We start from the raw sequence: 22,419 nt of genomic DNA on the forward strand, positions 1-22,419 counted from the left end.
CCTTGGGCTTTCAGCGGACCACGACCCGCCCTCAGAACAGCTCGACGTCGCTGTCCTTTTGCTGCTCTTCGACCAGATGCCCTGCCTCGACCAGCTGCTCGAAGCCATGCACCTGATTGCGGCCGTTGTGCTTGGCGTGATAGACCGCTTTGTCGGCGCGGTCAAAGGCAGCGGCCGGGGTGTCCAGCGCGCGGATGCGGGTACAGCCGATGGACAAGGTGACCTGCCCAACCTGCGGGAAGGCAAAGGCCTCGCACTGCTGACGCAGGCGCTCAAACACCAACAGCGCGTTCTCGGTGGCATCGCAGCGGATCAGCGCCACGAACTCCTCGCCGCCAAACCGGTAGAGCCGGTCGTGATAACGAAAGCTGGTGCGCATCAGACGTGAGAGCAGCAACAGCACTTCGTCGCCAATCAAATGGCCGAAGTTGTCGTTGACGCGCTTGAAATGGTCGATGTCGATCACCCCCAGCCAATAGCTGGGCAGGCTGTCATGACGCCGATCACCCGCCAGATTGGCGCCCGGAGAGACTTCTTCCTGGCGCAGCAGCTTCAGGAAGGAGGCGTCAAAGGTCTTGCGGTTGAGCAAACCGGTGAGGCTGTCGCGCTCGGAGTAGTCGAGCAGCCCCTGAAAGTTGTGGAACACCCGCAGGATGGCGCTGACGGTGCGCTGCTCGGCAGGCGTGATGCGGGTGCGCGTGACCACTTCCAGCACACCATCGCCGTCGTGCTCACTGATGAGCGGGAAGTGACAGGTGAACTCGCTGGCGCTGGCGGATTCCCGCAGTTCGCGCCGCTGCAGACAGGCCAGACGCGCCGGGTACTGGGCCAGCGGCGGCAAATGGCTGATGTCCCCCACCAACGAGTCGGCCGTGGGCACGGTCTCGCCCTGCCCCATATGAGCGCGCGACATCCAGCGTTGGTCCTCGCCGCTGCCGATGGCCCGGTAGATGCTGACGCACAAGGGGTTGAGCAAATCGCGCAGGGCCATGACCAGGGTGACGTCCATGACGTCCCGGTCCTTGTAGCCCGTCAGCTCGGCCAGTTGCTCAACAACCTCGCTCATTCGACGACCTTGCTCATGCCGCCCTTCAGAAGTTGGGACAGACGATGGGGCCGGCCATCGGGCCGGCCCCGGGGGTCACACCGTGACCGCTTTCGAGCCAGTGTACTGACGGATCAGCCCCTTCAGGACCTCCTCGTCATAGGGCTTGCCCAGATAGCCCTGCACACCCAAAGCCTCGGCGTATTCGCGGTGCTTGGCCGCGATCCGCGAGGTGATCATCACCACCGGCAGACCCTGCAGTCGCGCATCGGCGCGCAGATTGCGCACCAAGTCGAAACCGTCCATGCGCGGCATCTCGATGTCGGACAGCACCAGATCGGGCAGCTCTTCGCGCGCCAACTGCTCCATCGCATCCAGACCGTCCTTGGCCAGCTGCACGCGGTAGCCCTCTCGCTCCAGGAAGCGCTGGGTCACGCGACGCACGGTCAGCGAATCGTCCACCACCAAGATCAGCGGCGCTTGCGGCGCCGTATCGGCCACCGCAGCCACCACCGGCGCACCACCCGCATGGGCGCGCTCCAGGGCCTGAGCGCCGTAGCGTTCGGCCAGGGCCACGGGGTTGTAGATCAAGGCCACCGAGCCGCTGGCCAGCAGGCTGATGCCAGCCAGACCCGGCACATGGATCAGCTGCGGACCGAGGTTCTTGACCACCACTTCCTGGTTGCCCATCACCTCGTCCACATGGATGGCGATGCGATCCGGACCCGAATGCACCAACACCACGGCGGCATGCTTGCCATGCAATTGCGGATGGTCGGAGTGCGAGAGCAAGCCGCCCATCCAGTACAGCGGCACCTGCATGCTGCCGGCCTGCAACTGACCGCTGGCATAGGCTGCCTGCAACTGGGCATTGGGCAGGCGCAGTACCGAATCCACCAGACTGGCCGGCACGGCCACCTGCAGTTCACCGCAGCGCAGCAGCACCACCTGCGTCAGCGCAGTGGTCAGCGGCACGCGCAGATCGAACTCGGCGCCCTTGCCGGCCTGGCTGCGCGTCAGCACATAGCCGCCCAAGGTATTGACCTCGGCACGCACCACGTCCATGCCCACGCCCCGGCCGGCCAGCTCGGTGACCTGGCTGGCCGTGGAGAAGCCCGGCGCGTAGATCATCTGCATCAGCTCGTGATCCGTGGCCTCGCGCCCCTGCGGCAGCAGACCCAGACGGCCCGCCTTTTCGCGGATGCGCGCCAGGTTCAGACCGGCGCCGTCATCGCTAAAGGCGATCAGCACCTGGTTGCCCTCTTGCGAGAGCTTGATGCGGATGGTGCCCATGGCCGGCTTGCCGGCCTTCTCACGCTCGGCCGGGGTCTCGATACCGTGGGCCACCGAGTTGCGCAACAAGTGCTCGAAGGCACCGATCAAGCGCTCCAACACGCCGCGATCCAGTTCGATGCCGCTGCTCTGCAGGTCCAGCTGGACCTGCTTGCCGCCCTCGCGCGCGGCCTGCCGCACCACGCGGTGCAGGCGTTCGGCCAACGAGTCGAACTCCACCATGCGGCTGCTGAGCAAATCGTCCTGCAGCTCGCGCGTCAGACGCGATTGCGCGGCCAGCTCGTCTTCACCCTGTGCAACGTTGCGCTGCAAGGAGCGTTGCACCGTGGCCACGTCGTTCACCGACTCGGCCAGCATGCGCGTCACTTCCTGGAAGCGCGTGTAGCGGTCGAATTCCAGCGGGTCAAAGTCGGAACCGGCTGCCTTGGCCTGCTCCTGGCGCGAACTGATCTGCGCCTCGGCCTGCACTTCCAGCTCGCGCAACTGGGTGCGCAAACGCTCCAAGTTGTCGTCCAGTTCAAGCAGCGCCGTCTTCATCTGCGACAGCTCGCTCTCCATGCGGGCGCGACGGATCGACACCTCACCGGCCTGTGAAGCCAGGCGATCCAGCAAGCTGGCACGCACGCGCACCAGACTCTGACCGCTGACCAGCGGGGCGGCGTCGGCCGTCGAAATCTCGCGCGCACCCTGGCCCGCGAACCGCGACCAGTCGACATCGGCCGGCGACAGCACGGGGATGCTGACTTCTTGGACGGCCACTGCCTCGGGCTGAACCGAGGCCGGCATGGCCAGCTCGGACAGCGGCTGGGCCACTTCGACCGGTTCGGCCGTCTCTACCGCCTCCGGTGTCTGCTCCGGTTCCTGAGTCTTGACGCCCTGCTTCAAGGCCAGGCGCTGACGTTCAAACTCCGCCTCCAGTTCGTCGCCACGATGCTGCAGCGGCGCCAACTCGGCCGCCGAACGCTCGGCACGCACCATGAGCGCCGCCACCGCTGACTCCAGTCGGTGCGCCATCTCACCCAGGCGCATGGCGCCGGCCAGGCGGGCACCACCCTTGAAGGTGTGCAGCGTGCGCATGCAGGCATCGCCGCGCGCGCTGTCCTGCGCGTGGCTGGTCCAGTCGCGCAGGCGGGCATGCAGGTCGTGCAGCAGCTCGCTGGCCTCTTCCTCAAAGATCTCCCACAGCTCGTCGTCGATCTGGTCGGGCTCGCCAGTCAGGAACTCGGCATCGTCGGCCAGGGTGATGGTGGCCTCGGCGGTCGCCATCTCCGGCAGCGCCGGTGCTTCGTCCAACGGTGCCGTGCCTGTTTCTTCAGGCTCAACCGGCAAGGGCACAAAGGCGTTCAGCGCCTCGACCAGGTCGGGGGCCGGATCCTTCAGGAAGCCGGCCGCGAACTGGTGCAGCAGATGCGCGATCTCGTCGGCCGCGCGGGTGAACAGCGCGGCCGCCTCGGGCAGCACGCGACGGCCCTGCTGGGCGCGGCCCAGCGCATGCTCCAGCGCACGCGCCAGATGCGAGAGCGACTCGTAACCCACGGTGGCGGCGTTGCCGGCCAATGCGTGCGAGTACACCTCGGTGCTCGAAGGCGGCGGCTCGTCGGGCTGCGCCGACCAATCCGCCAGTTCCACGGCCAAGCGGCTGGACTGGTGATCGGCCTCGCCGATGAAGATGCTGAACAAGGTTTGCGAGATGCGCAGGGGCCCGATGTCACGCATCGGCTCTTCCTGAATCTCATCCACCGCCACCTCAGGCGTCTCCGCAGCGGCTTCGACTGCGGGCTCGATCGGCACAGCCTGCTCTTCGACGCCGAGCGCCAAGTCCACCGGCTCAGCGGGGTCGGCCAAGTCGAGGATCAGCTCGGGTTCAGGCAAGGACTCCAGCACCGGCTCGGGCTCGGGCTCGGCCGGCAGCGCGACCGCTTCCACCGGCGCATCCAGACTCAGATCCAGACTGAGTTCGGCCTCGCTGAATGCGGGCAACTCCACCAACTCCGGCAGGGCCTCGGCAGAAAGCTCCTCGACGGGCTGTTCGGCAGCAGGCACTTCCTCGACCGGCAGTTCCTCGACTGACAGATCCAGCGGCTCGAGCACTTCGGCCACTTCAAGCACTTCGGCCACCTCGCCCGCTTCGGGCAAGCTCACCAGAGCCGGCAATTCGGCATCGCCCAGATCGAGCTCCAGGGCCAGGTCGGGCAGGGCCTCGGGCAAGCGCGGCGCCTCCTGAGCGGGCGCCTCCAGGCTCAGGTCCAGCTCAAAGCCACCGTCTTCCAGCAACTCGGGCTCAGACACCGCAACAGGCTCGGACTCCAGCACATCGGGCAGCAGTTCCGCAGCCGCTACGGCCTCGGTGAGCGACTGCTCCAGGGCTTGCGCCTCGGCCGGCACCTCGACCACCGGGGCCGGTTCCACCACATCCCCAAAGTCCAAGGTGATGGGGGCGAATTCCTCGGGGCTGGGCAGCACCGACTCGGGGGCGACCGAGTCGGACATCGACACGGGCTGGGTGGCGGCGAACTCGGGCAACTCGGACGGCGCAGCTTCGACCGGCGCCATCGCCGGGCTGGGCGCAGCGGCAGGCGGCGTCAGACCCAGGCGCAACGCATCGGCGCGCTCGCGCAGGCTCTGCGGCGTGCGCGCGCTGTGGCGGCTCGACTCCACCTCATTGCGCCACTCGGCCAGCTCATCCAGCGCGTCGGCGCTGAAGCCGAGCAAGGCATCATCGGCGCCCCGCTCTTCACCGAGCCTGGCGTTATAGAGCTGTTCACAGGCCCAGGCGGCCTCGCCAAAAGCCATCAGCCCGACCATCTTCGAGCTGCCCTTCAGGGTGTGGAAGGAACGCCGGACGGTGGTCATGGCCTCCTTGTCGCTGCGCTGGTCCACCAACTGGTGGAGTGCATCGCGCGCATTGCCGATGACTTCGCTGGCCTCTTCCAGGAAGATCTCCAGCATCTCCTCATCCAGCTCTTCGGCGCTTTCAGGCAGCGGCGCGCTGGGTTCCGGCGCCGGGGCCTGGGCTGGCTCCGCGGCTTCGACCACAGCCTGCAGATCCGACACAGCCGCCAGGCTGGGCGGCTCCAAATCCAAGCTTGGCAGGTCCAGATCGTTCAGGGAGAGCGTTGGTGCCTGCAAAGCCTTGGCCGCCAACTCAGCGGCCGTGGCCAGGGCTGGCCGGTCATCGGCCTCGGCCTGCAAGGCCAGGCGCTCCAGCTCATTGACATCGGGGCTGGCGGCGGCCGCTCGGGCCTGATCCACCAGGCTGGGCGCTGCGCCTGCCGTGCTCGCCTCGCGGGCCACCAGAGCTTCCAGTTCGCCGGTTTCCTCATTGAAGCGGAACAGGGTCTTGGCCAGCGGCGCCTGCACGCTCAGCATGTCGATCAGGAAGCCGAGCTGACCCAGGTTGTTGGCCAGGCGCTCGAACAAGGCCTTGGGGCCCGCCAAGCTGGGATCCACCTCGGTATTGCACAGGCGGTCCACCTCATCGCGCATGCGCAGGCAGGTCAAGCCGGCCTGATCCAGGCCCAACACGCTGAACACCCCGCGCATGGCTGCCAACTGTCCGGGCACGGGAATCAGCAACTCGCGCCCTTCCGGCTTGCGGAAGTACTCATCCATTTGGCGTTCGACCTCGGTCAGGCTCTGGCGCAGCTCATGCACCACGCTGCCCAAGGTCTGCCGGTCCGACACGCGGCGGAACAGCTCCTCCATCCAAACTTCCAGCGGCTCGGCCGCCTGGCCGGTGGCTGCCGACTGCACGCGCTGCGCCAGCCGGGCCAGGCGTTCGGCCTGGGCCGGCTCGCCAAACACGCCGTCATCCAAAGCCGCCTCGATGTACAGCAAAGAGGTCGCCACCTCCATGCCCAGGGTGGTGGAAGGGCGCTGGCCCGAACGCAACGTCAGCACGGCTGCGCGCTGCAGGGTTTGGCCCAAGACTTCGCCGGAGGGGAAAAGTTCCTGCAGCGACTCGGTCACCAGACCGAAAGACTCATCCAACTGCGAGGCGCGCGCCATCTCGCCCTCGGCGCAGGCGCCCCAACTGTCTTTGGCGGCTTGCACGCGGCGCAGGGCCTGAGCCACCAGGCTGGGATCAATCTGACCCAGGCTGTCGTCCAGATAGTCGGCCCCAAGCCGCCCATCCAGACCATAGGCCGTGCGCACGGCGCGCAAATGGGGGGCGCGGCCGGCCGGTGGATCACCGCTTTGAGCGCAATAGAACAGCAGATCCTGCACCAGGCGGTCGGCCGGCGCGGGATGACCCTGCAAGTGGTTGCGCAACTGCGCCAACAGGCGCGAGCCCAGGCGCTTGACGAAGGCATCCGGGTCAATCAGGCCCAGGGCCTGCGCTTCGAAATGCGCCGCAGCCAATTGCCAGAAGCTGGCCTGAGGTTCGGCGCCCAGCGCCACCGCCAGACCGACGCAAAGCTCGGCCAGATCCGCCGCGTGTGCCGTGGTGGACTGGCGCATCTGCCGCAGCAGCGCGGTCTCAAACGCGGTGCGCAGCGCATCCAGTGCCGGGGCTGGCTGGCTGAGTTGCGGGCTCGGCAAGGTCTGCCACTCAAAATGAGTGGGCCAGAAATCGGCCGGGTGAATGCGCTCGGCCCGTGCCTGTTCCTGCACCCGGCGATAGGCCGGGAACAGGGCCAGGGGCGACACCGGAGCCGCACCCAGCAGGCGCGCCACATAGGTCAGCAGCGCGAAGTCGGCCTTCTCCAGGGCCTCGACCGACGCCGCGGGCACCTGGGCCTGCGCGGCCATGTAGCGCACCAGGCCCTCGTTGGCGCGCGCCAGCAAGGAGGCCTCGCGCAGGCCCACCATTTGCAGGACCCCCGCCACCTGATGCAATTGCGCGGCCACGGGGCCGAGGCTGGCGGCCGCAAGGGCTGGGTCAATCTGACCGGCCGTACTGCGCAGCTCAAACTCGCGCAGGGTACGGCGCAGGCTCTTGTGCACGCCTTCCAGCGTGCGGCGCACTTCGTCCTGAACCCACGCCAGCGGCGTGAGGTCAGAGCGGTCGCGCCCGTCCTGAGCGGATAAGGTCATTCGCGCGCCGGCATCAAGCCGCGTTGCCAATCTTGAATCGGGTCACCGAGCCCTTCAGGGCTTCGGCCGAACGGGACAGCTCATGCACCATCTTGGCGGTCGAGCGCGTACCTTCCGAGGTCTGCTCCGTCACCGCAAAGATGTGCTGGATGTTCGAGGCCACTTCGTTGGCCGACGAGGCCTCTTCCTTGGCACGGTTGGTGATGTTGGCCACCAGGTCATCCAGCTTGCGGGCCACGGTATCGATCTCTTCCAGCGCGTGACCAGCGGCGTCGGACAGCTTGGTACCTTGCACCACACCGGTGGTCGAGCGCTCCATAGCGGCCACCGCGTCCTGGGTATCGGTCTGAATGGCCTTCACCAGTGCGGCAATCCGGCGCGTGGCGTCGCCCGAGCGTTCGGCCAGTCGCTGCACTTCTTCAGCCACCACCGAGAAGCCACGACCCGCATCGCCCGCCGAGGCGGCCTGAATGGCGGCGTTCAAGGCCAGCACGTTGGTCTGTTCGGTAATGTCCGAAATCAGTTCCGTGATCTCACCAATTTCCTGCGACGACTCACCCAGACGCTTGATGCGCTTGGAGGTTTCCTGGATCTGATCGCGAATGGAGTTCATACCTTCGCGGTTGTTCTGCATGGCCTCCAGACCCTGCTGGGTGGCTTGACGCGATTGCTTGGCCACTTCGGCCACGTCCTGCGCCTGCGTGGCCACTTCGTTGATTCGACCGGCCATGTTCAGCACGGCGTCACCGGTGGCGCGAATCTCATGCAGCTGTTCGGTCGAAGCCGCCAGCAGCTCGGTCGAGGTCTGGTCCACCTGGCTGGTGGTCTCCGTCACTCGCGCGGCCGTGGCCTGCACCTGACCCACCAGGTTGCGCAGCTCTTCCACGGTGTAGTTCACCGAGTCGGCGATCGCACCCGTGATGTCCTCGGTCACCGTGGCTTGTTGCGTCAAGTCACCATCGGCCACTGCAGCCAGTTCGTTCATCAGGCGAAGAATGGCGGCCTGGTTGGCGTCGTTGACGCGCTTGGCCTCCAATTCCTGCGCCTGGGCTTGACGGCGCTGCTCTTCGGCGAGTTGCGCGCGGCGTTGCTGGCCGGCGATGTAGAGGCGCGCCAAACCGGCCAGGCCCACACCCAGAGCCGCCAGCGAGGCCAGCAGCATCAGACCCTGCCACCAGGTCAGACCGCTGAACTCATTCAGCTTCTCCGACACCCCCTCCAGGCCCTTACGCACCGGCTCGGAGTCCTTCAGGATGGTGTTGGCCGCTTCACGAGCAGCCACCAAGCCGGACAGGTTGGCCAACACGCTCTTGGCCTGCTGGTCCGTGGCCTCGAACATGGTGAGCAAGGCCTTCAGGCGCTCGCGCAACTGACCATCGCGGGCAGCGGACAGGTTCAGGTCGCGCGAGCCATTCAACAGGCCCAGTGTGATCTCGCGGAAGGCGTTCAAGTCCTGGCCCAGCAAGAACACGGCCTCAGGACTCACACCCTCCTGGGTCAGGAACTCACCGGCGCTCTTGCCGATCCGTTGCGTCAACATCACCAACTGGCCCGAGGCCGCCACGGCCGCGGTGTCGCCGCCCTGGGTCAGTTCCAACGAGGCCACCGCTTCGGCGGCTTCCAGCAGGTCGGAGGACTGACGGTTGATGGTGCGCAGCGAACTACCCACCTCGGTCAGCACCTTTTCGGTGCCCAACACCACCTTCACCGACTTCTCGGCGCGATCCACCATCGGCATCACCGGGTCCAGCACCTCCAACACGGCGCCCGGGGCCTTGGCCAGCGGGCCGGTACCCGTGTGCAGGTTGCGGGTCACGTCGGTCATCTTTTGCAGCGACTCGCGCAATTCGCCGAAGGCCGTCGGCGTACCCACCATGGCGGTGGACACGGCCTTGGCCAGACGCTGCGACTGCATCAGGGCCAGACCGGTCTCGCGCACCTGATCGGCATTGCGACCCGACAGATAGATGTTCAAGCCCACCGTCAGCAGCGTGCCCACCAGGCCGCCCGCCACCAGGGCGCCGTAGCTGTTCTGCCAGCGCACCCGCTTGGAGGGCGCTGCGGGCATGGCTTCCATGGTGCTGTACTGCGTCGTCGAAGCGGCGCCGGTTTCGGCAAAGCCGCTCAGCTGACTGTCGGGCGCCGCCATCACGCTGGCTGGGCCTTCATGGGCCTGGGTATCCAGATGCACGGTCTCGTAGACGCTATCGGGCGCCTCTTCGCCAAGCTGCGTGCTGTCGGCACCGGAAGACTTCGTCTTGTCGATAAGGCTCATGTCCTGCCTCGTTCTGCGTGAATGCGGTTGTTATAGGGGCCTGCTCAGGCCACGATGTCCAAGAAGGGTTCGAAGCGCACCAGCACTTCCAGGTCCAACACCTGCCAGATTCGGCCCTGCTCGTCGACGCGTTGATCGCTCGCGAAATGCGGGCGCTCATCGCTGCAGGGGCTGCGCTTGAGCTGCTCTTCGGTGCGCAGACCGGCAAGTCGGTCCACCAGCAGCGCGCAATTGGTATTGAGCTCAGCGCTCAACGCCACCAGGCGCCCACCGCTGCCTTCGATGCGGCTGTTGCGCAGTCCCAGGTACTGCGCCAAATCAACCACCGTATGCAGACCACCGCGCAAATTGGCCACGCCCAGCATCCAGGGTTTGGTGTAGGGCACGCGGGTGGTAGGCACCAGGGCAAAGATTTCCGCCGCCTGGGCCAGGGGGATCAACAGGCCGAGCCCGGCACTCTCAACAGCCAGCCAGCGCGCGCTCTGCGATTGCTCGCGCACCGCCTGGAGTCGCTGCGCCAGGCGCTGCTGGAATTCACGAAGCGCTTGCTTGCCGGCCATCGTGTCAGCCCAGCGCCTTGATCTTGTTGATCAGCTCTTCGGCCTGCACCGGCTTGACCACATAGTCCTTGGCGCCCTGCCGCAGGCCCCAGACGCGGTCGGTTTCCTGGTTCTTGCTAGTGCACATGATGACCGGCACGTTGGCGTAGCGCTCGTCGCGCGTGATCGCGCGGGTCAGCTGGAAGCCGTTTTGGCCCGGCATCACCACGTCCATCAAGATCAGGTCGGGCACTTCTTCCTCGAGGCGCTTGAATGCCTCCTCGCCGTTCTCGGCCGTGCGGACCTTGTAGCCGCGCTTGGTCAACAACTCGCTCAGATGGTGCAGCTCGGTCTTCGAATCGTCGACCAACAAAATGTTTTTGATGCTCATAGGGATCTCACGGGCTGTGCTGCTGCACCGCCTGCAGCAATTGGTCTTTCGTGAAGGGCTTGGTCAGGTAATCCTGCGACCCCACCATTCGGCCTCGCGCCTTGTCAAACAAGCCATCCTTGCTGGACAGCATGATGACTGGCACATCGGCGAATTCGGCATTGCGTTTGATGATGGCGCAGGTCTGATAACCATCCAGACGCGGCATCAAGATGTCGCAAAAAACCAGGTCGGGCTTGAAGTCGCTGAGTTTCGCCAGCGCATCAAAGCCGTCCTCGGCCAACACCACCGAGTGGCCGCCTTGTTTGAGAAATATTTCCGCGCTGCGGCGAATCGTGTTGCTGTCGTCGATGACCAGCACGTTCAGGGCCTTCTCTGCAACCGACATGGGGTTCTCCAAGGCTGTGTTGGCGTGAGCAAACGCTGGGCGTGGCTTAGATGCGCACCATCTCAAAGTCTTCTTTGCGTGCGCCGCACTCCGGGCAGGTCCAGTTCATGTCCACGTCGGCCCAGCGGGTACCGGCTGCAATACCGTGCTCCGGGTCACCCTCGGCCTCGTCATAGATCCAACCGCAGATCAGGCACATCCAGGTGCAAAGTTCGTTGTTCACGCTTGTATTCAAGGCATTCCTCGGGGTCGGAGATCGCGGCGCCAGGGGCGCGCAGTGGCTCACTACAATCGATTCATTCTAGTCACGCTCCCCTAGGAGCCATCGGGGCGCTTCCCTGGGGAACGCCCGTAGGTACGCGGTGCCGCAATGCGGCTAGAACGCGTGCGCTCAAGGATGGCCCAGACCCCGCCCATGAACCCCACCCAAGCTCCTGATCTGCCCGCCGCCGAGGACGAGGCTGCGCCGCCCTGCATCCTGAGCTTCAACGCCAGCGAGCCCACCGGCGCCGCCGGACTGGGCGCCGACATCGCGGCCATCGTGGCCATGGGTGCGCACCCGCTGCCGGTAGTCACCAGCGTTCTGGTGCGCGACAGCGCCGAAGTCTTCGACCATCACCCGCTGGACGATGACACGGTGGCCGAACAGGCTCGCTCGGTGCTGGAAGACATCAGCATCACGGGCTGGAAGGTCGGTTTTCTAGGCAATGCTGAGACCGTGGCCGCGGTGGCCGAAATCTTGTCGGACTATCCCGAACTGCCGCTGGTCACCCATCTGGGCGCCGCCCCCTGGCTGGACGACGAGCAGCAAAGCAGCTACTGGGATGCGCTGCGTGAACTGGTGCTGCCCCAGACCCTGGTGCTGGTGGGCGCCCACGCCACCCTCACCGAGTTCCTGCTGCCCGATTGGGACAACAGCCGCCCGGCCTCGCCGCGCGAACTGGCGGCGGCGGCGCACAAGCTGGGGGCTGCTCATGTGCTGGTCACCGGCATGAGCCTGCCCAATCAGTTTGTGGACAACGTGCTGGCCGGTCCGCAGGGCCCCATCACCGGGGAAAAGTTCGAGCGCTTCGATGCCAGCTTCGTCGGCGCCGGCGACACGCTCTCGGCGGCCCTGGCCGCGCTGCTGGGCTTGGGTGTCGAACTGCACGAGGCCGTGGGCGAAGCCCTCGCCTTCCTGGACCAAGCCCTGGACGCGGGCTTCCAGCCCGGCATGGGGGGCGTCATCCCCGACCGCTTCTTCTGGGCCCAACCGGTGCCCGAGGACGGCGAGGAAGGCGCCGAGGCCGACGACACCGAAGGCAGCGAGCCGCCCCCGGCCGCCCCCAGCAGCCGCCGCATGCATTGATCGGGGTGGGCCGCCGTCCGCCCGCCGAACCTGAACCCTTTCTCTCAGCCATGGACCAAAACCAAGTTCTCTTTGAACGTGCCCAAGCCGTCATCCCCGGTGGCGTGAACTCCCCGGTGCGCGCCTTTCGCGCCGTCGGCGGCACGCCGCGCTTCGTGGCGCGCGCGCAAGGCGCCTATTTTTGGGACGCCAATGGCAAGCAGCACATCGACTACATCGGCAGTTGGGGCCCGATGATCCTGGGCCATGGCCACCCCAAGGTGGTCGAGGCCGTGCAGCGCGCGGTGCTGGAAGGCTTCTCTTTTGGTGCGCCGACCGAGCGCGAGATTGAGTTGGCCGAGGCCATCATCAAGCTGCTGCCCTCGATCGAGCAGGTGCGCCTGGTCAGCTCGGGCACCGAGGCCGGCATGAGTGCCATCCGCCTGGCGCGCGGCTTCACCGGCCGCAGCCTGATGATCAAGTTCGAGGGTTGCTACCACGGCCATGCCGACAGCCTGCTGGTCAAGGCCGGTTCGGGCCTGGCCACCTTCGGCCACCCCACCAGCGCCGGCGTGCCGGCCGAAGTGGCGGCCCACACCCTGGTGCTGCCCTTCAATGACCTCGAAGCCCTGGAAGCCGCCTTCAAGGCCCATGGCCACGAGCTGGCCACGGTCATCATCGAGCCGATTGCCGGCAACATGAACTTCGTGCGCGCCTCGGTGCCCTTCATGAAGCGCCTGCGCGAGCTCTGCACCCAGCATGGCGCGCTCTTGATCCTGGACGAGGTGATGACGGGCTTCCGCGTGGGACTGTCCTGCGCCCAGGGCATCTATGCGCAAGCAATCCCTGGCTTTGCGCCCGACCTCACCGTGCTGGGCAAGGTGATCGGCGGCGGCATGCCCCTGGCCGCCTTTGGCGGCCGCCACGACGTGATGGCCAAGCTGGCGCCGCTGGGCGGGGTCTATCAGGCCGGCACGCTATCGGGCAACCCGGTGGCCACCGCCTGCGGTCTGGCGACCTTGAATGAGATCAGCCAGCCCGGCTTCTTCGAGGCCTTGGGCGCCAAGACCCGCAGCTTGGTGCAAGGCCTGAAGGCCGTGGCCGACCGCAGGGGCGTGCCCTTCAGCGTCGACAGCGAGGGCGGCATGTTCGGCTTCTTCCTGCTGCCCGAGTTGGCGCAGAACTACCAAGAAGTGATGAAGACCGACGGCCCGGCTTTCAACCGCTTCTTCCACGCCATGCTGGACCAGGGCGTGTACTTCGCCCCGGCTCTCTACGAAGCCGGCTTCGTCAGCGCCGCGCACAGCGAGGCCGACATCGCCGCCACCCTGGCCGCGGCCGACAAGGCCTGGTCCTGATTCCCTGACTCTTGAGAAACGGGCGCTCTAGCGCCCGTTGCGCTTTCATGCACCTGCACATCCTCGGCATCTGCGGCACCTTCATGGGCGGTCTGGCCGCGCTCGCGTGCGAGGCCGGCCACAAGGTCACCGGCTGCGACGCCAACGTCTACCCGCCCATGAGCACTCAACTGGAGCAGTTGGGCATTGAGTTGATCGAAGGCTGGTCGCCCGATCAGATGGCGCTCAAGCCCGATCTCTATGTGGTGGGCAATGTAGTCAGCCGCGGCAACCCGCTGATGGAGGCCATCCTCAACGCCGGCGCCGCCTACACCAGCGGCCCGCAATGGCTGCAGCAACATGTGCTGCAAGGCCGCCCCGTGCTGGCCGTGGCTGGCACCCATGGCAAGACCACCACCACCGCCATGCTGGCCTGGATCCTGGAAGACCAGGGCCTGCAGCCCGGCTATCTGATCGGCGGCGTGCCGCAGAACTTTCCAACCAGCGCGCGCCTAGGGAAAGCGGATGGTCCCTTCATCATTGAAGCCGATGAGTACGACTCGGCGTTCTTCGATAAACGCAGCAAGTTCGTGCATTACCGGCCGCGCGTGGCCATCCTCAACAACCTTGAGTACGACCACGCCGACATCTTCCCGGACCTGGCCGCCATCGAGACCCAGTTCCACCACTTGGTGCGCACGGTACCCAGCGAAGGGAGGCTGATCGTCAATGCACGCGAGGAGGCGCTGACCCGCGTGCTGGCACGCGGCTGCTGGAGCCCCGTCCAAAGCTTTGGTGCGCGCAAGGAAGAACCCGGCATGCTGCGTGCGCGCGGCGAGCCCCATGCCTTCGATGTGCTGCGCGGCAGCCTTCGCATCGCCCGTGTCGAATGGGCGCTGGCGGGTGAACACAACCAACTCAATGCGCTGGCCGCCCTGGCTGCGGCAGAGAGCATGGGCATCTCGGTGGAGGCCGGCGCGGCCAGTCTGGGGCGCTTCGAGGGGGTGCGCCGACGCATGGAGTTGCGCGGCGAGGTCGGTGGCATCAAGGTCTACGACGACTTCGCCCATCACCCCACGGCCATCCGCACCACGGTCGAAGGTCTGCGTCGCCGCATCGGGCCGAATGAACGCCTGCTAGCCCTGTTCGAGCCGCGCTCCAACACCATGAAGCTGGGCACCATGAAGGCCCAACTGCCCTGGGCGCTTGAGGAGGCCGATCTGAGCTTCTGCCATCAGGGCGGCCTCGGCTGGGATGCCCGCGCCGCATTGGCCCCCTTGGGCGACAAGGCGCAGGTGGCCGACGATGTGCCCACCTTGGTACGTCAGGTCATGGCCCAAGTGCGGCCGGGCGACCATTTGCTTTGCATGAGCAATGGGGGTTTTGGCGGCATTCATGACTTGCTCCTTCGGAGCTTGGCCGCCCGGGCCTGAGGGCCCGATGGCGGCATTCATGACTTGCTCCTCCGGAGCTTGGCCGCCCGGGCCTAATGGCCCGAAGAACGGCATTCATGACTTGCTCCTCCGGAGCTTGGCCGCCCGGACTTGATGAACCTTAGGCGCCCATCACTCCGAAGGTGCCCCGCCCATCAAGGCATCCCGCGTGCTGGCGCGTACCTTGGGGCCGACCCACACCTTCATCATCAGCGGATAGAACTTCTCCCCCGCGATGGGCTCGGCCACGCGCTCGCCGTTGATGCGGAACTCGGTGGCCTTGAGGGCGGGCAGGTAGTCGATGTGAAGCACATCGCCCTTGCTCAGGCTCTTGCGCGTGCCAAACACGCCGCCCACGGCGGCGATCTGCAGCACATTGGCTTCCACCTCACCGGGAGCGGCATTGGAGCGAATGCGGTCCAGCAAGGCGTTGGAAAGATCACGCGCCGAAAGGGTGCGCAGCGCCACAACCTGCAAGCGTTTGGCGCCGGCCATGCTCAAGGCGGCATCCACCTGGGCCGTCTTGTTGGACAGATACAGGCCCACCACGGTCGCGCGCGAGGACAGGATGCTGGACACCCCAGCGCCGTTCAGGATCAGCGCCTGGCTGCCGACCGCTGCCGTGGTCGGGAAGTCCACCCCTGCAACGGCAATGGCCGGCGCGGATTGCGCCCAGACCGGTGCCGCGGGCAAACCCATCAACGCCAGGCCCAGGCCCAGCGACGAAATCAGACTCCGCATTCGACGCTCCTCAATCGTCCAGTCGGACATTGGCACGCAACCACACGCTCAGGCCCTCGGGGCGGTTGCGCGCCCCAAATTCCTTCAGCACCTTGGCATCCATGAACAGGCGCCCATCCTCGCTGGTAAAACTCAGACTGGGGCCCAGGCCCATGACCCGCACCTTGCCACACAAACTGAGCACCGGGTCGGCACAGCGGTCGGCGGTGGTCTGCCAGTTCACAAAACCCTGCAGCCCCAGCTTGTAGGCCTCGCTCAGGGCGTAGTGCGCGCCGAAATCCGCCGCCAGATACTGCCCGCTGCGGTTGTGGGTGTCACGGTTGCGGCCGTTGATGGAATAGGTGGCACGCAGGCCCGCCTCCAAGCCGTTCTCCCAGACCCGCGCGGCCACCAGCAAGGGGCGCAGGGTCCAGAACTTGCCCGCACCGGGATTGACGGCCGAGCTGGCGTCGAAGCGTCCCGTGGGGGCTACCACCCCCAGGCCCAGCGCCAAGCGGTCGGTGTCGCTCTGCCAATCCACATAGGGCATCAACTCCAGATCGGCAGCGCCGCTGCGACTGCCGCTACTGGCCCGCGCCAACGCATCCAACTGACCCTGCACCGTGGCCTGCACGCCAGCTGGAATGCCCGCACCAAATTCACCGGTCAGACGCAGGCTTTGTTTGAGCCGCACCAGCGGCAATGCCGCTGAGATGCCGAACTTGCCCTCCCCCACTCGCTGCTCTGTCAGCCAAGTGCCTCGCATCACGAACACGGTGGCATCGATGGAACCCTCGCGCCGCACCTGCACCGTGCCGGCCGGCGTGCTCAGCGCCACGCGGGGTGTGTTGCCGCTGCCGTCTGTGAAGCGATCCGCCTCATATCGCTGCAGCCAAAACTGCCCATACAGGCCGGGGAACTGAGGCGATGAGATCTCCGCTCCCGGTGCGCCATTGAGGGCACGCAAGGCACCACGCTCGGTGGCCACAACCGGGGTGCAGAGCGCGACGCCCACACCCAGCGCTAGCGCTGATTGCAAAAACGAATTCGGCTTCACCTTGTTCTCCTCACAAACTGGCACCGCAGCGACGCGGCAGGCCCATTGTTGGCGGTGCCGGTCTGCTGGCGCGTCGCGCGCCATCCACACGGAAAAACCCATCCCCCCTGTTCTCGAAGGGCATGCGTCGGGGGCCATCAAGTAGTCTGCTGCGCCTTCAATACTCGGGAGTCAGCATGAAGAAGTGCGCGGTGGCCCTAGCAGCCCTGATGGGCGCAGCGGTGGCCCAAGCAGTCCCTTACAGCCAGCTGATCGTGTTCGGCGACAGCCTCTCCGACAGCGGCAATTTACTGGCTCGCAGCCAAGCCTATGTGCCCGGCGTGCTGCCGGTGGGCCTGCCGCAGGCACCCTATTACCAAGGTCGCTTCAGCGATGGTCGCGCGGCCGTCGAATGGCTGGCCGATGACCTCGGGGTGGCCTTGCGCAACTTCTCGGTCGGCGGCGCCACCACAGGCCTGTTCAACAACCAGGCCCCCCCCCTGCCCGGCTTGCTAGAGACCGGCCTGCGCAGCCAGCTGGCGGAATTCCTGAGCCAAGGTCCGGCCGATGGCCAGGCGCTTTACACCGTATTTGGGGGCGCCAACGACTTCCTGGTGGCCACGCCCGCCACCGCCAACACCATCGCGGCCGAAGCCATCGGCAATCTCACTCAGACCGTGCTGGACCTGTATGGCGCGGGCGCGCGCAATTTCCTGTTGCCCCTGCTGCCCGACCTCGGCCTGACCCCGCGCGCCCTGGCCAGTGCCGACGGCGGCGTGGGCGCACAGCAAATGGCCCTGGGATTCAACGCCGTATTGGCCGCCGCCTATGGCCAGTTGGCCCAGATGTTGCCCAGCGCCAAGCTGCATGTGTTCGACCTGGCCGCCACCCACCACAAGCTGCTGCAGCAATCTGCCAGCATCGGCATCAGCAACACCACGTCGGGTTGTTTCTCGGGCTTTGTGGGCATCCCCGGCGCGCTCTGCAACGACCACAGCACCCACTTCTATTTCGACGAAATCCATCCGTCTGCCGTGGTGCAGCGCGAGATTGGCAAGGCCTTCCTGCGCACCGTACCGGAACCAGCCAGCTATGGCCTGGCCGCGCTCGGTCTGCTGGCCGTGGCAGCGCGGCGCCGCAAGTCAGCCTGACGGGTCTGGCACCATGAAAAAGGCCGGCGCATGCGCCGGCCTTTTCTTTGGCTTGCTGTATCGCCCCGGCCTCGCAGCCGGGGCTTCGTGGCATCAGCTGCGCGACATGGTGGCGCGCAGCGCCTCGGTCAGCGCGGACAGCGACTCGGCCACATGGGCACGCGTCTCCACCGAGCCGCCCTTCCCCGCAGCGGCTTGCAGATCGCCCTGCAGCTGCTTGGCATGCCAGCGCACCAGGGACAAAGCATCCGCCGGCAGCGGGCCACCCTTGGTCAGCAGCGTGGTCACGCGCTTGAGGTGCTCGCGCTGCAGATTGCGGCGCAGACCTTCGATCTCGGCGCCGCTCTTGAGCTCACTCCAGATCGCGCTTTGGATCGACCCATAGACCTCGGCCAAGCTGATGGCGCCCTTGCGCTCCTTCTCGCTCAGATAGCCCGGCAGATCCAGCAGGCGCTTGGCGGTCGGCACGCCCATCAGGCGGTCCAGCGCGGCACGCTGCAGGCTCAGCACGGCCCCACCGATGTCAGCCGGCAGGCCACGCTCCCACTCGTTGTAGTCCACCTGCAGATTGCTGAGGAACTCGGGACGGAACTTGAAGCTGCTGGCGCTGAACAGACCCGAGGTCAGGCTGTTCAGGGCATCGCGCTGCTTGGCCGGGGCAATCGGCGTGAACGCCGCCTGACCCGCAGCCGGGGCTTCACGCGAGGCGCTCATGCCGCCCACGTACTTGGCGGCCGAATCGGCACCGCGTGCCAGCTGCTGGAAGCCGGCCATCAACGAACGACGTGCGCGGGTGGGATCGTCGCCCGGCTTGAAGCCGCGATCCTGCACCCGGGCCCACAGTTCCTTGCTCAGGGCCAGGCGCTTCTTGAAGTAGCCCAGCGGGTCGTCGCCCAGGTCGAAGCGGTTGGCCAGCGGGTCCATGCCGTCATAGGGACCGCCCACACCGGCGTCCATGTCGTCGGCGTAGATCAGCTGCGGGTCCTTGGAGCGCGAGGCGATCTTCTCCAACTCCTGCTTCTCGGTGGCGGCATCCAGCGGCTTGTAGGCGTACTCGATGGCCCAGTAGTCGTAGGCGCCCAGGGTGGTGTTGTTGTAGCTGCCCACCTTCTCGCCCTTGAGGGGCAGGTTGTAGGCGTTGTAGTCCATCACCGAGGACGAAATGCCGTTGGCTTCGGTAAAGGCCTTGTCCTGCAGCTGTTTGAAGCTGACCGTGGTCGAGGCCTTGAAGTTGTGCTTCAGGCCCAGGGTGTGACCCACCTCGTGCATGATCACGTCCTTGATCACGGCCTGCACAAAGGCTTCGGCCTCCGGGCTGTCCGGGGCGATATCGCCACGGGCTTCCAGCAGATCAAGCGCGAAGTGCATTTCGCCACTGGCAGCTTGGGCGTAGTTGCACTGGGCGGCGAAGCGGCTGCTTTCCTTCCAACCCTTGCTCAACGCCGGCAGCGGCGCGTGCGCGCTGTGGTCGTGGTGATCATGAGCCGCGGTGTCTTCGGCGATCACACGGCGCGAACCGCGGGCGAACACATCGCTCATGCCGATGTCGGCATCCAGAATTTCACCGGTGCGCGGGTCGGTGTGGCTGGGGCCAATGGCAAAACCCACATCGGCGCCAACGAACCAGCGGATCGACGCGTGGCTGGCGTCCATATTGTCCCAATCGGCGTCGTCGGGCTGCTGCTTGGCCACCACGGCGTTCTTGAAACCGATCTTCTCGAAGGCCTTGTTCCACTCCAGGATGCCGGCCTCGACCGCCTTGCGGTAGCGCTGCGGAATGTTCTTGTCCATCCAGTAGGTGATGGGCTGCTTGGGTTCGCTCAGGGCCGCACTCGGGTCGGCCTTCTCCAGGCGCCAGCGGTTCAGCAGGTGCACACGGTTGTTGGGCTTCAGGTCCGAGTCCAGATCGACATAGGACTCCATGAAATGACCCAGACGCGGATCGATGGAGCGCGTGGCAGCCAAGGTCTCGGGCAGCGCACGGAAGTTGTAGACGAAGTCCACAAAGAAGCTGCGCGGATCCGGCACGGCCTGCGGCGGCGTGGGCATCGGGATGGGGCTGGGCATCAGCGGCGGGGCCGGGATGCGCGGGGTGGCGAAGTGCAGGCGGCCGGTCAGCGTGGAGAGCTGGGCATCGGCGCGCGTGGCGGCAAAGGTCGAGTTGGGCTTGTCCACGCCATAAGGCAGGCGGTAGGCCCACTCCAGACGCGTGCCGTAGCCGGGGATGTCGGCCAGCAGGAAGCTGGCATCCACCAGGAAGCTCTTGCGCTCGGCGTGGTCGGCGCTGGCCACGGCCGTGCTGCCGATCAGGCTGGGCGAGAAGGCCTGGGCCACCGAGGCCATGCCCTCGCCCTTGGCGCGGAACTTGTTGTTGAGGGCGATCAGTTGGAGCTGGCGACCCACCAGGCGGAACTCGGCCATCGTGTCCGGGCCCATCTGGCTGGCGTACATGCCGCGCTCGCCCAGCGAGTTGGCAACGTTGATGGTGAACAAGAAGGGCTTGTTCAGCATCGCGCGCGGGATTTCCAGCCAGACCTTGTCGTCCTTCTTCCAGATCGGGAACAGGCCGTCCTGGCTCTTGGCATCCTTGCTCACCTCAGCGAAAGGCTTGGGAGCGCTCGGGTCTGCCGGGGGCTTGGGGGCGGCCGCAGCGGCTGCAGCGCCATTGGCCGGAGCCGCCGGCGGCGTTTGCGCCTGAGCGCTCAGGCCAGCCAAGGCCAGGGTCAGGGCGGACAGAGCCCAACGCGAAGAGGACGAGGTTTGCATCGGAATGGATCCTTGATTCAGACAGACCCAGGCCAAAGAGCCTGGGCGGCAAAAGCGCGCGACTGTTGCAGCCGGCCTCCCGAGCGTCAAGACGGTCATGCCCGGGGTGCTGGACGTCATGGCCGGCGCACAAGCGCCGGGAGTGTGCCCCAGCCTGCCTACACTGCCGCTCGTCATGCGTACCACCCATTTGCTCTATCTGCACGGCTTTCGCTCCAGCCCGCAATCCGCCAAGGCCCAGCGCGTGGCGGTCTGGGCGGCCACCCAGCCTGAGCTGCACTTCCTGGCCCCGGCCCTGCCCCCATCGCCGCGCGAGGCCATGGCCCAGATCGCACGCCTGACCCAGGACTGGCCGGAGCAAGGCTGCGCCGTCGTCGGCAGCTCACTGGGGGGCTATTACGCCGCCGCGGTGGCCCAAGCGCGGCCGCAGTGGCGGGTCGGCTTGCTCAACCCGGCCGTGGACCCGGCCCGCGACCTGGCCGCCTACATCGGCGAACAGAACTACTGGCATCGCCCGGAAGAACATTTCTATTTCAAGCCCGAGTACGTGGACGAGCTGAGGGCGCTGCACGCCGGCCCCCTCACCGACCCCAGCCGTTGGTTTGCCCTCTTGGCGCGCGGCGACGAGCTCTTGAGCTGGCGCGAAATGCTGGCCCGTTACGGCCTGGGCCGGGTGCTGCTGCTGAACCAGTCCGACCACGCGATCAGCGACTTTGATCGCTGGCTTCCCGAACTCACCCGCCACCTCTGACCATGAAGCCTCGTTTCCAAGACCAAGTCGTGCTGATCTCCGGCGCCGCCCAAGGCATCGGTCTGGCCAGCGCCCGGCTCTTTGCCGCCGAAGGGGCCCGCCTGGCCCTGCTGGACATGAACGCCAGCGCGTTGAGCGAGGCCGTCGCCCAATGTCAGTCATTGGGCGCGGCTGTGATCAGCCAGGCCGGCAGCGTGGCCGAGCGACCGGTGTGGGACGCCCTGGTGGCTGCGGCTCTGGCGCAGTGGGGGCGCATTGATGTGCTGATCAACAACGCCGGCATCACCCGTGACGCCCGTTTTGAAAAGATGAGCGAGGCTCAGTTCGACAGCGTCATCGACATCAATCTGCGCGGTGTCTTCCATGGCGCGCAGGCGGTGTTGGCGGCGATGACGACCGCCGGGCGCGGCGTCATCCTCAACACCAGCTCGGTGGTGGGCTTGCATGGCAACTATGGCCAGACCAATTACGCGGCGGCCAAGGCCGGCGTGATCGGCATGACCAAGACCTGGGCGCGCGAACTCGGCCCCAAGGGCATCCGCGTCAATGCCGTGGCGCCGGGCTTCATCGCCACCCCGATGACCGCCGCCATCCCACCGCAGGTCAGTGAGATGCTGGTGGAGCGCGTGCCCCTGGGCCGCCTGGGCCAGCCCGAGGACATTGCCCAGGCCTATGCCTATCTGGCCAGTGAGGCGGCGGCTTATGTCACCGGGACGGTGTTGGAGGTGAGCGGCGGACTCTCCATGTGAGTCCGCTGCGGCACTGAGCATTGGATGTCTGTGCCATCAGCCCGCCGGGATTTGGCTTCGCCGAAGCCTTCGGCTTTCGGCCCGGCGGCCGACCTACTTTCTTCGCTTCGCCGAAGAAAGTAGGCAAGGAAGGGCGACCCCGATGTGCAGCCCCAGCCTGCGGCTGGGGTCCCCGCCGCCA

Annotated in this window: 16 protein-coding genes; 6 read left to right on the top strand and 10 right to left on the bottom strand. The window is 66.3% G+C overall.

Going from position 1 to position 22,419, the window contains the following annotated elements; genetic code table 11:
* Positions 1-31 precede the first annotated feature (31 nt).
* The 7 genes from FF090_RS14715 to FF090_RS14745 all read right to left on the bottom strand — a co-directional run bounded on the left by FF090_RS14715 (position 32) and on the right by FF090_RS14745 (position 11,167).
* A complete protein-coding gene (locus tag FF090_RS14715) occupies positions 32-1,066 on the bottom strand; it encodes a GGDEF domain-containing protein (RefSeq protein ID WP_138857435.1) in 1,035 nt (344 codons plus the stop codon).
* A gap of 75 nt (positions 1,067-1,141) precedes the next feature.
* Complete coding sequence (locus FF090_RS14720; RefSeq protein WP_138857436.1) at positions 1,142-7,375, bottom strand: hybrid sensor histidine kinase/response regulator; 6,234 nt, start codon at positions 7,373-7,375, stop codon at positions 1,142-1,144.
* Between the two features lie 13 nt (positions 7,376-7,388).
* Positions 7,389-9,650, bottom strand: coding sequence for a methyl-accepting chemotaxis protein (locus tag FF090_RS14725; protein ID WP_138857437.1), 2,262 nt, complete (start codon positions 9,648-9,650; stop codon positions 7,389-7,391).
* Positions 9,651-9,694: 44 nt separating this feature from the next.
* Positions 9,695-10,210, bottom strand: coding sequence for a chemotaxis protein CheW (locus FF090_RS14730; protein WP_138857438.1), 516 nt, complete (start codon positions 10,208-10,210; stop codon positions 9,695-9,697).
* A gap of 4 nt (positions 10,211-10,214) precedes the next feature.
* The gene (locus FF090_RS14735; protein ID WP_138857439.1) at positions 10,215-10,580 is read right to left on the bottom strand and encodes a response regulator; all 366 of its coding nucleotides are present in this window, start codon (positions 10,578-10,580) and stop codon (positions 10,215-10,217) included.
* A gap of 7 nt (positions 10,581-10,587) precedes the next feature.
* Positions 10,588-10,968 carry a response regulator gene (locus FF090_RS14740; protein ID WP_138857440.1) on the bottom strand — a complete coding sequence of 127 codons (381 nt, stop codon included), beginning with the start codon at positions 10,966-10,968 and terminating at the stop codon, positions 10,588-10,590.
* 46 nt (positions 10,969-11,014) lie between these two features.
* Entirely contained in the window at positions 11,015-11,167 is a 153-nt protein-coding gene (locus FF090_RS14745; RefSeq protein ID WP_138858410.1) for a rubredoxin, read from the bottom strand.
* Positions 11,168-11,383: 216 nt separating this feature from the next.
* Here FF090_RS14745 and thiD point away from each other — a divergent pair, with 216 nt between their 5' ends.
* From thiD to mpl, 3 genes are read left to right on the top strand one after another with little or no spacing between them, the layout of a single operon-like run.
* The gene (gene thiD, locus FF090_RS14750; RefSeq protein ID WP_138857441.1) at positions 11,384-12,316 is read left to right on the top strand and encodes a bifunctional hydroxymethylpyrimidine kinase/phosphomethylpyrimidine kinase; all 933 of its coding nucleotides are present in this window, start codon (positions 11,384-11,386) and stop codon (positions 12,314-12,316) included.
* Between the two features lie 50 nt (positions 12,317-12,366).
* The gene (gene hemL / locus FF090_RS14755) at positions 12,367-13,653 is read left to right on the top strand and encodes a glutamate-1-semialdehyde 2,1-aminomutase (RefSeq protein ID WP_138857442.1); all 1,287 of its coding nucleotides are present in this window, start codon (positions 12,367-12,369) and stop codon (positions 13,651-13,653) included.
* A gap of 47 nt (positions 13,654-13,700) precedes the next feature.
* On the top strand, positions 13,701-15,065 hold the full coding sequence (gene mpl / locus FF090_RS14760; protein WP_138857443.1) for a UDP-N-acetylmuramate:L-alanyl-gamma-D-glutamyl-meso-diaminopimelate ligase: 1,365 nt from the start codon (positions 13,701-13,703) through the stop codon (positions 15,063-15,065).
* 132 nt (positions 15,066-15,197) lie between these two features.
* Here mpl and FF090_RS14765 read toward each other — a convergent pair whose 3' ends face one another.
* Positions 15,198-15,806 (bottom strand): chalcone isomerase family protein, encoded by a 609-nt coding sequence (locus FF090_RS14765; protein WP_175423676.1) that lies wholly within the window; start codon positions 15,804-15,806, stop codon positions 15,198-15,200.
* A gap of 10 nt (positions 15,807-15,816) precedes the next feature.
* A complete protein-coding gene (locus FF090_RS14770; RefSeq protein ID WP_175423677.1) occupies positions 15,817-16,842 on the bottom strand; it encodes a SphA family protein in 1,026 nt (341 codons plus the stop codon).
* Between the two features lie 176 nt (positions 16,843-17,018).
* Here FF090_RS14770 and FF090_RS14775 point away from each other — a divergent pair, with 176 nt between their 5' ends.
* Positions 17,019-17,972, top strand: coding sequence for an SGNH/GDSL hydrolase family protein (locus tag FF090_RS14775; protein ID WP_175423678.1), 954 nt, complete (start codon positions 17,019-17,021; stop codon positions 17,970-17,972).
* Positions 17,973-18,065: 93 nt separating this feature from the next.
* On the opposite strand, the gene FF090_RS14780 is transcribed toward FF090_RS14775, so the two are convergent.
* On the bottom strand, positions 18,066-20,738 hold the full coding sequence (locus FF090_RS14780; RefSeq protein WP_138857447.1) for a zinc-dependent metalloprotease: 2,673 nt from the start codon (positions 20,736-20,738) through the stop codon (positions 18,066-18,068).
* Between the two features lie 175 nt (positions 20,739-20,913).
* Here FF090_RS14780 and FF090_RS14785 point away from each other — a divergent pair, with 175 nt between their 5' ends.
* Complete coding sequence (locus tag FF090_RS14785; protein WP_138857448.1) at positions 20,914-21,489, top strand: YqiA/YcfP family alpha/beta fold hydrolase; 576 nt, start codon at positions 20,914-20,916, stop codon at positions 21,487-21,489.
* A 2-nt stretch (positions 21,490-21,491) separates the two neighbouring features.
* Complete coding sequence (fabG, locus tag FF090_RS14790) at positions 21,492-22,238, top strand: 3-oxoacyl-ACP reductase FabG (RefSeq protein ID WP_138857449.1); 747 nt, start codon at positions 21,492-21,494, stop codon at positions 22,236-22,238.
* Positions 22,239-22,419 lie beyond the last annotated feature (181 nt).

The sequence above is a fragment of the Inhella inkyongensis genome (assembly GCF_005952805.1).
Classification (GTDB): Bacteria; Pseudomonadota; Gammaproteobacteria; order Burkholderiales; family Burkholderiaceae_C; genus Inhella; species Inhella inkyongensis.

Bases quoted from the DNA above. Each gene is read 5' to 3' on its own strand.
- FF090_RS14715 (WP_138857435.1), bottom strand. From the start codon at position 1,066: ATGAGCGAGGTTGTTGAGCAACTGGCCGAGCTGACGGGCTACAAGGAC.
- FF090_RS14725 (WP_138857437.1), bottom strand. From the start codon at position 9,650: ATGAGCCTTATCGACAAGACGAAGTCTTCCGGTGCCGACAGCACGCAG.
- FF090_RS14785 (WP_138857448.1), top strand. From the start codon at position 20,914: ATGCGTACCACCCATTTGCTCTATCTGCACGGCTTTCGCTCCAGCCCG.
- FF090_RS14745 (WP_138858410.1), bottom strand. From the start codon at position 11,167: ATGTGCCTGATCTGCGGTTGGATCTATGACGAGGCCGAGGGTGACCCG.
- FF090_RS14730 (WP_138857438.1), bottom strand. From the start codon at position 10,210: ATGGCCGGCAAGCAAGCGCTTCGTGAATTCCAGCAGCGCCTGGCGCAG.
- FF090_RS14740 (WP_138857440.1), bottom strand. From the start codon at position 10,968: ATGTCGGTTGCAGAGAAGGCCCTGAACGTGCTGGTCATCGACGACAGC.
- FF090_RS14765 (WP_175423676.1), bottom strand. From the start codon at position 15,806: ATGCGGAGTCTGATTTCGTCGCTGGGCCTGGGCCTGGCGTTGATGGGT.
- thiD (WP_138857441.1), top strand. From the start codon at position 11,384: ATGAACCCCACCCAAGCTCCTGATCTGCCCGCCGCCGAGGACGAGGCT.
- fabG (WP_138857449.1), top strand. From the start codon at position 21,492: ATGAAGCCTCGTTTCCAAGACCAAGTCGTGCTGATCTCCGGCGCCGCC.
- FF090_RS14780 (WP_138857447.1), bottom strand. From the start codon at position 20,738: ATGCAAACCTCGTCCTCTTCGCGTTGGGCTCTGTCCGCCCTGACCCTG.
- mpl (WP_138857443.1), top strand. From the start codon at position 13,701: ATGCACCTGCACATCCTCGGCATCTGCGGCACCTTCATGGGCGGTCTG.
- FF090_RS14775 (WP_175423678.1), top strand. From the start codon at position 17,019: ATGAAGAAGTGCGCGGTGGCCCTAGCAGCCCTGATGGGCGCAGCGGTG.
- FF090_RS14720 (WP_138857436.1), bottom strand. From the start codon at position 7,375: ATGACCTTATCCGCTCAGGACGGGCGCGACCGCTCTGACCTCACGCCG.
- FF090_RS14735 (WP_138857439.1), bottom strand. From the start codon at position 10,580: ATGAGCATCAAAAACATTTTGTTGGTCGACGATTCGAAGACCGAGCTG.
- hemL (WP_138857442.1), top strand. From the start codon at position 12,367: ATGGACCAAAACCAAGTTCTCTTTGAACGTGCCCAAGCCGTCATCCCC.